This window comes from Psychrobacter luti, assembly GCF_014192115.1.
Classification (GTDB): Bacteria; Pseudomonadota; Gammaproteobacteria; order Pseudomonadales; family Moraxellaceae; genus Psychrobacter; species Psychrobacter luti.
Map to the genome: position 1 here is coordinate 75,522 of NZ_JACHXL010000004.1, position 12,254 is coordinate 87,775.

General features: G+C 41.7%; 12 protein-coding genes and 1 other RNA gene. 2 read left to right on the forward strand and 11 right to left on the reverse strand.

The window, feature by feature from the left end:
* Positions 1–122 precede the first annotated feature (122 nt).
* The 5 genes from FHS24_RS09395 to FHS24_RS09415 form a co-directional block, all read right to left on the reverse strand.
* Complete coding sequence (locus FHS24_RS09395; RefSeq protein ID WP_183620896.1) at positions 123–1,040, reverse strand: recombination directionality factor; 918 nt, start codon at positions 1,038–1,040, stop codon at positions 123–125.
* Between the two features lie 120 nt (positions 1,041–1,160).
* A complete protein-coding gene (locus tag FHS24_RS09400) occupies positions 1,161–2,171 on the reverse strand; it encodes a YqaJ viral recombinase family nuclease (protein ID WP_227671785.1) in 1,011 nt (336 codons plus the stop codon).
* Positions 2,172–2,373: 202 nt separating this feature from the next.
* Positions 2,374–3,366: a DUF932 domain-containing protein gene (locus FHS24_RS09405; protein ID WP_183620898.1), complete on the reverse strand. Its 993-nt coding sequence runs from the start codon at positions 3,364–3,366 to the stop codon at positions 2,374–2,376.
* A 54-nt stretch (positions 3,367–3,420) separates the two neighbouring features.
* Positions 3,421–3,702, reverse strand: a complete 282-nt coding sequence (locus FHS24_RS09410) for a hypothetical protein (RefSeq protein WP_183620899.1) — start codon at positions 3,700–3,702, stop codon at positions 3,421–3,423.
* A gap of 113 nt (positions 3,703–3,815) precedes the next feature.
* The gene (locus tag FHS24_RS09415; protein WP_183620900.1) at positions 3,816–4,754 is read right to left on the reverse strand and encodes a YagK/YfjJ domain-containing protein; all 939 of its coding nucleotides are present in this window, start codon (positions 4,752–4,754) and stop codon (positions 3,816–3,818) included.
* Between the two features lie 414 nt (positions 4,755–5,168).
* On the opposite strand from FHS24_RS09415, the gene FHS24_RS09420 reads away from it, so the two are divergent.
* On the forward strand, positions 5,169–6,284 hold the full coding sequence (locus FHS24_RS09420) for a hypothetical protein (protein ID WP_183620901.1): 1,116 nt from the start codon (positions 5,169–5,171) through the stop codon (positions 6,282–6,284).
* A 641-nt stretch (positions 6,285–6,925) separates the two neighbouring features.
* Here FHS24_RS09420 and FHS24_RS09425 read toward each other — a convergent pair.
* The 5 genes from FHS24_RS09425 to FHS24_RS09445 all read right to left on the reverse strand — a co-directional run bounded on the left by FHS24_RS09425 (position 6,926) and on the right by FHS24_RS09445 (position 9,527).
* Positions 6,926–7,171 carry a hypothetical protein gene (locus tag FHS24_RS09425; RefSeq protein ID WP_183620902.1) on the reverse strand — a complete coding sequence of 82 codons (246 nt, stop codon included), beginning with the start codon at positions 7,169–7,171 and terminating at the stop codon, positions 6,926–6,928.
* 276 nt (positions 7,172–7,447) lie between these two features.
* The gene (locus FHS24_RS09430) at positions 7,448–7,699 is read right to left on the reverse strand and encodes a hypothetical protein (protein ID WP_183620903.1); all 252 of its coding nucleotides are present in this window, start codon (positions 7,697–7,699) and stop codon (positions 7,448–7,450) included.
* A gap of 409 nt (positions 7,700–8,108) precedes the next feature.
* Entirely contained in the window at positions 8,109–8,270 is a 162-nt protein-coding gene (locus FHS24_RS09435; RefSeq protein WP_183620904.1) for an Arm DNA-binding domain-containing protein, read from the reverse strand.
* Positions 8,271–8,411: 141 nt separating this feature from the next.
* Positions 8,412–8,770: a transfer-messenger RNA gene (gene ssrA / locus FHS24_RS09440) on the reverse strand.
* Between the two features lie 85 nt (positions 8,771–8,855).
* Positions 8,856–9,527: an alpha/beta hydrolase gene (locus FHS24_RS09445; protein ID WP_183620905.1), complete on the reverse strand. Its 672-nt coding sequence runs from the start codon at positions 9,525–9,527 to the stop codon at positions 8,856–8,858.
* 177 nt (positions 9,528–9,704) lie between these two features.
* Here FHS24_RS09445 and FHS24_RS09450 point away from each other — a divergent pair, with 177 nt between their 5' ends.
* On the forward strand, positions 9,705–11,063 hold the full coding sequence (locus FHS24_RS09450) for a glycerophosphodiester phosphodiesterase family protein (RefSeq protein ID WP_183620906.1): 1,359 nt from the start codon (positions 9,705–9,707) through the stop codon (positions 11,061–11,063).
* A gap of 43 nt (positions 11,064–11,106) precedes the next feature.
* On the opposite strand, the gene aroC is transcribed toward FHS24_RS09450, so the two are convergent.
* On the reverse strand, positions 11,107–12,210 hold the full coding sequence (gene aroC, locus FHS24_RS09455) for a chorismate synthase (protein WP_183620907.1): 1,104 nt from the start codon (positions 12,208–12,210) through the stop codon (positions 11,107–11,109).
* Positions 12,211–12,254: the final 44 nt, after the last annotated feature.

Genomic DNA, 12,254 nt, shown 5'->3' on the forward strand with positions numbered 1-12,254 from the left:
TACTTACCGAGTCCTATAATTTTTTACTGCATCCCATGCCATCCAACGATTAGCTTTTGACGCAGCTAGTAAAAAAAAGGAGCTGCATGTAACAGCTCCTTTTTTATGCCTGGTTCGCTTTACTAACTAACCGCTGTCACGCTTTGCCGTAATCCCTGCTCAATGCTGGTCAGGTCATGATTGGCTAAGCCATGATTCAATTGCCCATGCTCATCTTGGTGTTGACCAGAATCGTCTGTCTCGACTGCATAAAACTCTTCCACCACTGCAAACGCCTCATGATTATCAATCTCAAAGGCTGAGTTGACGTAGCCAAGCTTTGCTGCTACCTCTAGCGCTGCTTGGTCAAAGCCGTGTTCGCTAAGCTCCGCATCAATTGCTTTGGCATTAGACACCGCATCTTTGAGTGTCACCCCATCACGCAGCGTTAAATCTACAAAGTAAATCGGCGTACGATAGCTTTGCGTCGTGCTTTTCCCTCGCAAAGTTAGTTGCAGGGGCAAACACGACAGCTTGTTGCCTGATACCGCAGCGAAGTAGCTTAAGCGTGCCGAAAGCGTCCTAATACTATTAAATCCCGTGGTGCGAAAGATAAACGTACCCAGCTCATCGTCCTCAGACAAATTCACGTACAGACGACCGTATGGCTTACAAGCACCGCCTTGCGCTAATGGACAACGATCTGGCGATGGGCATGGCAGTTGCTCAACGCCCTTGCTTGTGCGACGCTGACATTGCTCACCGTCACCGACGCAGAGCGGTCTGCCAGTTTGTCGATCGAACAAGGTGTATTCAGCTCTCAGGTTTAGCGTCGGATCATTAAACAGCATACGTACCGGTATTTGCCGAAGCTTGCCGTCATTATTCTTGCGTAGCTTTTCATCAAGTGGGTGGTTGATCCAGCCCTCCTTGTTTTGGATTTGGCTAGTAATGGTGAATTGGTCGTCCTTAGCAGGGAGACGTTTGCCATCTTTGACAATGACACGTCCAATGCTGATACGACCAAGTACGGGCGGGGTTATCGTTAGACCTTTAATCATGGTGATATTCCTTGTGTGTTTTGTTTAGCCATAAAAAAGCCCACCTATCACAGGTGGGCAGTTATGCGCTTGCTTTGGTTTGTTGGTTTGTTTGTTGGTTTGTTGAGAATAGATAGCGGCTTAATCGTTTAAGACAACAAAGCGTCTGCTACCTTGACGGGTTTTACTGAATTTAGCTAATAGCTCGGGATGGGCTTTAATGACAGCCTTGCTATCAAGACCGACACTGTCTTTCGAGCGCTTCCAAGAAATAGCGCCTTTTTCGAATACGGCCACCTCATTATCTTGAATTAAGCTTTGCAGCTGATGCTTCACCTGATCATGGCGCTGCTCTAGCTCTTGCATATAGTCACGGTAGCTCAGTAACTGCTCAAATAACTTATTGGCACCATCGTCATCTCGCAGATCAACCTTGCTTGAGGGCTTAGGCGTTGGATACAGCTGTTTTAAGGCTCTCGCTGCGGATTCACTATGATCAGGCGTTGGCGGTGTATCGGTTTCCACGTATTGCCAGAACAGACGCTCATGTTCCATGATGGATGCAATCAAACGCTCATCACGCTCAACCTTATAAATCTTAGCTTCATGTCCACAAAGCAGCACGCAGATATGAGCTGCAATTTTACCTGTGACCGCTAATTGATGTTGTACTTGGCAAGTGACGTATAACGGCACGCCATGCTTCCAGAGCTTAGCCCCATGCTCACCTGCCGTTTTACACTCGAGTACCTGTACTTCATTACTACCAGTAATGGCATAGTCTAAATTAGCCAGCATAAAGTGCTTGTCAGGATCAGGATGCTGCAAGATGGCGTTTACGCGCCTGACTTTATTGCCGGTATGCTCTTGGTAGTATTTAGCGACCATTGGTTCCAAGGTATTGCCCCAGTACAGGGGCGAATACCCCTCGATGCTCTCATCAATGTCTGAGCTCATACGACCGGTCTTAATCATCCATAATTCCAGCATCGACAAGTATGGATGAATACCACAAGCAGCTGCGGCATCAGAGCTGCCAATGCCTTGTCTGCGTACTTGTAGCCAGTCCTCACGGCTTAAGTCTTTGGTATTAACCAAACGCTTAGCAGTCGTTGATGTGTTCAGTTGGGTAGGTTTATCAGTGCTATCCATTTGCTTGGCTTTCACCACTGCTGGTTTATGCTTCACGGTGATACGCTTAACCTGTCTTGGCTGAGTATGGGTGTTTAATGCGATCATGTTCATGATAAATTCCTTAATAGGTTTATTACTGAGTAATGTGATTTGTTTTATTAACGGCATAAAAAAACCACGCTCGAAAGCGTGGTTTAATCGTTGAACGTACTAAGCGTCTTTAAGCAATCAGTGCAAAGGCTTCCTCCAGGCTTTTGTCTTTGAGCTTAGCGCCTGCACCGAACCATGCTGAATCGAGCCTATGATCGGTAGACATGGCACGGCGCTCATGGTCAACATACTCTGTCATTGCTGACAGCAGCCCATAAGCGGTGTCACGCGCTGAATCCAAATCTGCACCGCGACCTTGGCCGTTAAACATGTTCATCACCTGATTCATGGCACGGGCATTAGGCACCGCATCCTTTTCTTTCTTGGCACTGTTAAACAGAATGATGTCATTGTCCTGATCGTTGAAGACACGGTTTAGATAGTTAGCGGCTTCTGCCTGAGTGACACGGCGCTGGGTGAGCTGCTTCATCTCATACACATGCTCATTCCACTGCTTAACAGAGACGCCTAATTGCTGCTTGACCTTGTCCGCATCAAAGGAGGTGCTATGCGGTACTTTCACCACGCCTCCTGAGCCGTCAGCGAGGCTAATCGCTAAGGTATTATTACACACCACACGGATATTGGTAAATTGTGCGGTGGTCGCAAGCGTGCCATCACAAGCGGTTGCAAGGAGTAGATAGCCGTTACTCACATCACCGCCCTTGAGGGTCATTGACTGACCGGTACGAGCGAGTGCCCACATCTTACGACCACCCTTTAGCACCCCTGCGGTTTCAAGCTCAAAGTGCGATTGCTCAGTGAGATCACGATAAAACTCTAGAATCTCACGTGGCTGCACTTCTTGGTAGCGTTGACTGACCACCGATAACGGCTCTAGGTTATCTGAGCGATACAGCACCTTATTGCTATCAAAGGGCATGATCAGGCTTTGACCTTTTTCATTGTTTGCCATGTAGCTGACATCAGAGGATTCTATACGCCAATCCATACCGGCCTCACGTGCCCAGACTTCAATAGGCTGATTCTTTGGTAGCTGACTGCCGAGACCGTGCCAAGGGGTTTGTCCGACATAAGCCATATTTTCGATTAAATGTGCCATGATTCATTTCCTTTTTATTGATAAGTTAAATGCATTGAGTAATGCGTTTATTCATTAGTTGATGGTTGAGAAAACGTGCGTACAGTCATCACAGCAATGCTGCTTATTGATGAGCAACGGTAAAGCGCTATGAGGCTTTGCAATCTCGATGACGGTTGCAATCGCAGTACCTGCAACCACACCGATCACAGGATGGACTTTGAATGATTTGCATAGACTGACACCAAGACCGATCAGTGCAGCAGGTGATAACAGCTCATAAACAAGCTGACAGTTAGTACTATCAGTCATCACATAAACAGCAGATGACTGACAGCGTGGACATACTGGTTTCATAAGGGCTCCTTATTACGCGCATAAAAAAGACCTGCTCGTGGCAGGCCTTTGATGTTAAGGATGAGCATTAAGACGCTAATGCTCGATCTCATGAATGTAGTATGTATTTGAAATTAGTTTGCTATGGGTGGTAGTCCTCGACGCTTCTTTGTACGGTAGGTGCCATGACCAAAGGTGCGCATGTTTGGCAGCATTGCTTTGAGACGCTGCTCGTACTTATCTTGTTTAGTAGTCAAGTATAACCCTGAACTAACGGCGTTTTGTACTTCAATAGCGTTATTCCGATTTATCATTCCAATACCAAGTGTACCTTTCATTTTAAATGCATTGAAATATTTTGGATCATTGCAATTGAAGTAACTGCCTTGTCCGTCTGTCATAGATACCCATTTTTCACCGACACTACGACCAGAGTAGTAACCATTATTCTTTTTAGCACCGTTGTACAGGAGTAATAAATGGCAATGCAAACTACCTTTATTGTCGTGATCTTCAGTTTGCTTATATCCTTGCTCGAGTGACCAAGCAAATCCCTCAAGTCCCTTAAAGCAGCCCTTTTGATTACTCATACGTTCACGTAGCGCTCTCATGTGATCATTAAAATCGCCTACGCTGACATCACTTCTATGTTCTATTTGATAGTGTAAATCAACTCTTACTACAAGCAAACGAGAGCAATGTGTAAATAGCTGTGTAAGATACTCTTTAAAAGAGCCAGTATTTAGAGCTTCTTGTAATGAAAACGTTTTGCGACTCATATCGTATAAAAGTCTATAACTTTGAATTTTGCAGATAAAGTCATTAGTGGATTGCTGATCCCATATTACCTCTGATGGGTAGTACTCACCTTTTAGTAGCTGTCCGACAGCTACAAACCACTTTACTGTTTCCGTATACTCAAGTTCTGGTTTATGGTGATACATTAATGCTGGATATAGGTAATTTAATACTAAAGCTAATTGGGCACTATCGACTTCGCCACTCAAAATCATAATTACGATTTTATCGACATCTGTCAGAATATCACCCTCTGTTTGATAATAGTTATTCATTACAGTTCCTATATGAGTTTATGGTTCATATAGTTAGCTTGATGAGTAAAATATTACTTAATATGGTTTCTGATTTTTCAGGCTAATGATAGGAGTTGGTAGCAAATGTTCTCATATAATATAAATAACCCATTAAGCACACCAAAAAAATAACCCGTCAGGGTTGGATAGATATATAAACAATCATAAAAATATCTCGCTATAGCAGCAGATAGCAAAAGGATAGAGTTACGCTTTTTTTAATATTTACAATAAAAATAATATCGCTTATGTTATATTTGTATGATGACCAATATTACCAAGGTATGCAATACATTCTTGCTAGAAATTTACTAGATTTCTCCTAAGAATGTATTAGGCTTTTACCGTAAATCTTCTAGATTTTGGCTAGTTATTTTCAAGGAAGAAAATATCATGAATACAGCATTATCAACCCAAGTCCACAACGTTTATCCAGCGCAGCCAGTATTTGTTGACAATCCTAATCCTGTTTTTGATCAGTCCACACAACAATATATTTCCTCTAAAATCATAAGATTTGTAGGTGATGAATATATAAGAGACGTCAAAAACCAGAAAAGAAGCATAGAAGATTTTCACAAAGGATTATCAAAAATTGGAGAGAGTGACGCAAAATCACTACTCTATATCAAGAACTATTTTCAAGGCAGAAGTTGGGAAAATATATCATTTGATGGTGATGATTATGCAAACCAACTCATTTTCCATTTAAAATATTGCGATAACCCTTTAGAAGAATTTAACAATCTTGTTAGATACAAGATTGATAATATATTGCCAGAGACATACTTAGAGTGGTTTAAAAACGATCTACGCTGTTCATTATTTTTAGCCCATCTCATTAATCACTTAATGGTTCATGAAGCTTATAAAGGTAGGCAAGAGCTGATTCAGGCAGTAGCTGACTTTCTACGCTATAACATTTATTTTTTTAATAATGAATATATGGGGAATCTTCCTCATTATTCATTAGTATTGCAGAGATATGGAGACCAAAGAACAGCATCTATAGAGACTGTTAAATCTGTATACTTGAAAAACCGCACAGAAAATTTTGACTGGATAGACCCTAAAAACGATCAAATGATTGACTGGAGTTACAAATACCTATGCGGAAAAGGTCGTGAATATATAATACTAAAGGGGATATTTTTTCCAGAAAACACTCAGGAAAAATATGAGCTTATTCTTGCAAGTCTGGATGTACTATCTAACGTAGATGACCGATCCATAGGCACCAAAAATAAAAAAGGCTTTTCGCTTAGAGCCTACGTATTATTTAGTATGGAAAAGGCATGGCGTAGTCAAAAGCAGTATGCTAAGGAAAGACCTTCAAGTGAAAATGATAGTGTAAAAATCTATAAGCCAAATATACCTAAATTAGAAGCACTTATGGCTTATAGTGGGCTTACATTAAAGCAGATGGTTAATAATTCGATAGAACAGATGTATGATCAACTGATTGCAAATAATAGTGATACATTAGGTAAGGACGATGCTTCAGGCTGACTTTATACTTGTGGAAAGTCTATCAGCAGCTTCTGCTTTACCATATTACGTTCACGGCTTGAGTTATACCAAAACCCGTTCAAACAATAATATTTAGTTACTATTAAATTATAAAATTGAAAACCAAGTCTTAAGTATACTCACAAGTGTACTGAATTATTTTATTAAATATTTATCTATATATATCAAATACTTAAGTCCGTACTATCGTTCCGGCTCCGGGTACCATTATATTAAAAGGCTTCCAAGCAATTGGAAGCCTTTTTCTTATCCTAGGGTTTTTTATTCTTAACTCCCTTATCCATTCTCATAAAAAATATTTTAAGAAAATAGTACTTTTCTTGTCTTTGCAAACCCATGAGATAGGTGAATCATCATTCTAATTAGAATTTCACATTCTAAACTTAGTCATAAATTTAAGCCAAAAAAAATCCGACCACATTAATTGATCAGATTCTTAATATTTGGTGAAGATAGCAGAAAATAACTATTAATCACAAATCATTGATATTAAAAGTTTTAAAATATTAATGATATCAACAATCATTCTTTATTATTACTATTTTAAAACACCTAATTAGATTATTCATTTACAATGTGATATATGACCTATGCTTTCATAACACGTATAGTTCTGAGAATCAAAATCCTGCTTCGGCCTGTGTTATCGCTACTATCTTAATTGGTACTGCACACGACCAAGCCATGCCAGCTGTACAATAAAACACACCATCACTAAAAGACACTATACGGGCTGTAAAATCATTATTGTCCAAATAGGCCATAGCATCCTGATCGCAACTATCATCTACCGCACACCACACCTCTTGATGACCCTCTTCCAACATTACACGAGTTAGTTCACTTCCTGTAATTGCTGCATCCATACCTATAGCTCCTAATCATATCTTACGATTATTAAGCCAAACAAGTGGGTATATAAAAGCTATACCTTGACCATCTCTGAGACTTTCGCATTTGTGATTTTATATTTCTTAATCAAAACGGTACAGTAGACGTGCCTAATACTATTTTTTAATCCATAGTATATATCTTTATTCATAATAATGAATATAATTTATAGTCTAATTATTAATTAACCACACTACAATAGAAAACTAATGTTTCTTAAGACAACAGCAATTAGTTAAATTAGAGATTTTTTATAATTTAACTTCTTCCTGAGTAATTTCGGCCTTCTTAATTGGTATCGCGTATTTCCATGTACTACCCTCTTTGCAAAGAAAATGACCGTCCTCAAATGCCACAATATGCATTATGAAATCACTGCTGACATTGATAATAGCCTCCATAGCATGCTCAGCACTCTTATGACTCACAGCACACCACACTTGCTCATCACCGCGCTCTAGCATAGCTCTCGTTAAATCACTCCCTGATAGTCTATTATTCATGTCTCAACCTTTATTTCTAACCGTTAATTTCAGATTTCAATCTTATACTTTAATAATATGTTTTTATGTCTGCTAATGTTCACGTATTGTATATAGCATATTGCGTTCGGTAAACTGACGTAAAGAGAACTCCTAATTCTAGTTAAGAGAACAATTTCTTACCCTTATAACCATAAATCTTATGTATAGCACTACAATCCAACCCGTTATCGAGATGTTTTTTATTAGCTTATTAATTAACTTGCTAGCAAGCTTTGAGAGCGTAAGAGGATTAACGTTCTAGCAATTTTTCCGGTTCAAGCGTTAAAGAATACATACTGATCCGAAAAGATTATTTCTTTGATCCGCCCTGAGATTGCCAATGCTTGCGGTGCTAAGCATTAATATCTTTTAGTAGCTTAGGTAATTGCTATTTACGTTGCCAGCGATAGGCGCTGATCCATGACTTAACGCCCGTATAACGCACCCATAATTGCAGTCCGTTACCATCGCTGTGCTTGTCAGGTCGCTTTGTATAAATTGAGGTGCTACTGGGCTGTAGCTTATTGATAACGGTATGAGTTAAGAGCATTTGGCTATCCTTTGTTGGTATTGAGCATGTGTATAAACTCTAATACCAACATTCTATATAGGACGCTATAACCCTAAACACTTGAAAAACGCCCAAAATAAAGGGCTAACCGTCTATGACAGTCAGCCCTTTATCGTTGTTTGGTGGAGATGGCGGGAGTTGAACCCGCGTCCGCCAGCATTACGCTCATGAATCTACATGTTTAGTTTCTGTCTTTGGTTTTAGTCCGCACCGATCCGACAGTCAGGATGGATAGGACGATTCTCTACTTTTAAACCCAAGCAATTGAGACAATCACTTGTGGCGCTTCTACATGCGGACGCTTCAACTTAGTTGACCAACTGTAGATGATCAGCAACCAAGTAAACAGGGTTTAAGCTGCTAGAGCGTAATTTTCGTCGTTTGCGACTATAACAATATATGTTTGATTAACGAGAGGACATATACTCTCGACATGCATCATTGAGTTTCATCACCAGCGTCGAAGCCAGAACATCCCCAATAAGACTGACTATTATATAGTACTTAACTAAAGAGTTTCAACCTATAAGTAGTCCGTATTACATTAAGTTACAGCTTAAAGTGCTATGCCAAAACTTTATTCATCCATTTACCGATATTTTGAATCTGCGGCATGCAAACTTGGTGCGCCATCGGATAGGTATGATAAGCGACATTGTATCCTTCTTCTGATAATAACCGTTTTGCTTGCTCGCCTAAAATCGCTGGAACGACTGGATCGTGCGTGCCATGCTCTATCAATATCGGCATGTCTTTATTAGCCTCATTATAGTCAATATTGTCATTGGTCGCTAGATACGTAGACAGTGCCATCAATCCTGCTAAGCGCTGTGGATAGCTCAGTGCCACATGATACGCCACTGCCCCGCCCTGCGAAAATCCTGCAATCACAATATGCGCAGGTTTCACACCGCGCTCGATTTCACGAGCAATCAAGTCATGGATTTGCTGTGAGGACTCTTCAATCTGCGCAATATCAACTTTGCGCTCAAGGCTCATCTCCAAGATGTCATACCATGCGGGCATGACCATACCGCCATTGACCGTCACTGGGCGGTTGGGTGCATGCGGAAAGATAAAACGTACTGCCATTCCATCCGCTAAGCCAAGCTGTGGCACTACTGGCTCAAAGTCATGACCACTCGCGCCCAAACCATGCAGCCAAATCACGGCTCTATCTATCTTTTTTTGTGATGGATTATGTTCAACGATAACGACATCTAAATACTTATTCATTAACTATCCTTAATGAGAGTCAAAAATTTAAACAGGATTCATATTATAAAATTACTTTAATTATAAAATTGCTTTGATTGTCATCATTCCTTAAACATAACACGTTAGTTTAGGTACTGGGTCAGTAACCGTAAAATTGATAATGATGATTTATGCACATTTATGAGGACAGTTTACATGACAATTTCAAAAAGTTCAGCGGATGAGCGGGCTCAACTGCAAAATGCAGTATTGGATAGACGCCGAGGTCTTACTCTACCTTTAGCTATTATCAGCACTTTCTTATTAATAGGCTGTAATGAAGATGACGGTTCATCGGCGGTCATATCACCTACTCTACCACCAACGACTGAACCTATACAGTCGCAAGCTTTTACTTATGGCGTTCGACCATTTTATCTGGTCAACGATATGGATGAGAGCCCACTAAAAGATGAATTATTGGCATGTAAGGGTCAAACGCCCAGTAAGACAAACTTCTCTATCGCCCATCGCGGCGCGCCTCTACAGTTTCCTGAGCATACTTATGACAGTTATATGGCTTCAGCACAGATGGGTGCAGGCATATTAGAGTGTGATGTGGCCTTTACCAATGATGGTGAGCTGATATGTCGCCATGCCCAAAACGATTTGCATACCACGACCAATATTGTCGCCACGCCATTAGCGAATCAATGTAGTGTACCGCCCATCATAGATATTAATGGAGCTCTCACCAATGCCGCTGATATCGAATGTCGAACCTCAGATATTAGCGTCAGGGGTTTTAAAAGCCTAACGGGAAAAATGGACGCCGTTAATCCAAAAGCAACCAGTATTAGCGCCTACATGAATGCGACTGCACCATGGCGAACCGATTTGTATTCGCAAAATGGTGAGGTATTGACATTAAAAGAGCATATAGCACTTGCCAGTAGCTTGGGCATGAAGCATACACCTGAGCTCAAAGAACCCGTGGTTACTATGCCATTTAATGGATATAGTTTAGATGCTTATCGTCAACAGCTAATTGCCACTTATAAAGTTGCAGGCGTGCCCGCCAGCGATGTATACCCGCAGTCGTTCAATCTTGCAGATATTGACTATTGGATTAATAACGAACCGAACTATGCCACCAATGCCGTCTACCTCATCGATGATAGCAACGAGAGCGCGGCGGGTAAAATATTTGATAAAAATGATCCATCGACGTGGAAGCATTCATTGGCTGAGCTGAAAGCGCGCGGCGTTAATATCATTGCCCCCGCAACTTGGCTATTGGTCACCAGCGATAGTAATGGCAAGCTGCTACCGTCGGCATATGCCCTGCAAGCCAAAGTCAATGGCCTCGATATTCTCACGTGGTCGCTCGAACGCTCAGGGCCATTAAAAAATGGTGGTGACTGGTATTATAGTGGGCTTAGCGACGCCATTAACAACGATGGTGACATCATGAACGTAATTGATGTATTGGCGCAAGAAGTTGGAGTTAAAGGCATCTTCTCAGATTGGCCAGCAACGGTCAGTTACTATGCCAACTGTAAAGGTTTAAAGTAATCTCAAGGGTCAACCCTACTCATATTGCAAAGACATAAGGACATTAAGTAATCGATTGGACTGGTTGCTTAATATCCGCGTTTTGACCACGATGACGCAGATAATGATCCAGCAAAACAATCGCTAACATAGCTTCGGCGATAGGTGTTGCACGTACACCGACACAAGGGTCATGGCGACCTTTGGTTAGCATCTCAATCGCGTCCCCATCTGTATTGATACTCTTGCCAACCGTCGTAATACTAGAGGTTGGTTTAAGAGCAATACTGACACGGATATCTTGTCCTGACGAGATACCGCCCAAGATACCACCTGCATGATTGGCCGTAAAACCATCCGGTGTCATCTCATCACGTGAGCTATGACCAAACTGTCCAGCTACCGCCATACCATCACCTACTTCAACGCCTTTGACAGCATTGATACTCATCATGGCATGGGCAATATCCGCATCTAAGCGGTCAAATACCGGCTCACCCAATCCGACAGGCACACCACTGGCGATAATCTCCAAACGCGCTCCGCAGCTCGTTCCTTCACGGCGCAAGCTATCTATCAAGGTTTCAAAGCGGCTCACCGCATCTTTATCAGCACAAAAGAATGGGTTGCTATTAACAAAATCCCAATCAATTTGACTTGGGTCTAGCACTTGACTGTATTCCGAGCCAATTTGAGTAACATGGCCGCGTACTTGCACGCCTAAGCGCTCATGCAAGTATTTCTTAGCGATAGCACCTGCTGCCACACGCATAGCCGTTTCACGCGCTGATGAACGACCGCCGCCGCGATAATCGCGAAAGCCGTATTTCATACTATAGGTATAGTCGGCATGACCCGGGCGAAAGGTGTCTTTAATTTCGCTATAATCTTTAGATTTTTGGTTAGTATTGCGAATCAGCAGACCGATAGATGTGCCGGTCGTTTTACCTTCAAAAACACCAGAGATAATTTCGACTTCATCAGACTCACGGCGCTGGGTCGAGTACTTAGAAGTGCCAGGCTTGCGGCGATCCAAATCTACTTGTAAATCGGCTTCGGATAAGGCTAAACCTGGTGGCACGCCATCGACGATTGCCAACAAACCTGCACCATGCGATTCACCGCAGGTGGTGACGGTAAAGACCTGTCCAATACTGTTGCCTGCCATAGTTATCCTTAAACAAATGAAGTCGATTTTTGATTTTTTTGATT

Coding starts and splice junctions, on each gene's coding strand:
- FHS24_RS09415 (WP_183620900.1), bottom strand. CDS start 4,754: ATGAATAACTATTATCAAACAGAGGGTGATATTCTGACAGATGTCGAT.
- FHS24_RS09410 (WP_183620899.1), bottom strand. CDS start 3,702: ATGAAACCAGTATGTCCACGCTGTCAGTCATCTGCTGTTTATGTGATG.
- FHS24_RS09420 (WP_183620901.1), top strand. CDS start 5,169: ATGAATACAGCATTATCAACCCAAGTCCACAACGTTTATCCAGCGCAG.
- aroC (WP_183620907.1), bottom strand. CDS start 12,210: ATGGCAGGCAACAGTATTGGACAGGTCTTTACCGTCACCACCTGCGGT.
- FHS24_RS09430 (WP_183620903.1), bottom strand. CDS start 7,699: ATGAATAATAGACTATCAGGGAGTGATTTAACGAGAGCTATGCTAGAG.
- FHS24_RS09445 (WP_183620905.1), bottom strand. CDS start 9,527: ATGAATAAGTATTTAGATGTCGTTATCGTTGAACATAATCCATCACAA.
- FHS24_RS09450 (WP_183620906.1), top strand. CDS start 9,705: ATGACAATTTCAAAAAGTTCAGCGGATGAGCGGGCTCAACTGCAAAAT.
- FHS24_RS09425 (WP_183620902.1), bottom strand. CDS start 7,171: ATGGATGCAGCAATTACAGGAAGTGAACTAACTCGTGTAATGTTGGAA.
- FHS24_RS09400 (WP_227671785.1), bottom strand. CDS start 2,171: ATGGATAGCACTGATAAACCTACCCAACTGAACACATCAACGACTGCT.
- FHS24_RS09405 (WP_183620898.1), bottom strand. CDS start 3,366: ATGGCACATTTAATCGAAAATATGGCTTATGTCGGACAAACCCCTTGG.
- FHS24_RS09395 (WP_183620896.1), bottom strand. CDS start 1,040: ATGATTAAAGGTCTAACGATAACCCCGCCCGTACTTGGTCGTATCAGC.
- FHS24_RS09435 (WP_183620904.1), bottom strand. CDS start 8,270: ATGCTCTTAACTCATACCGTTATCAATAAGCTACAGCCCAGTAGCACC.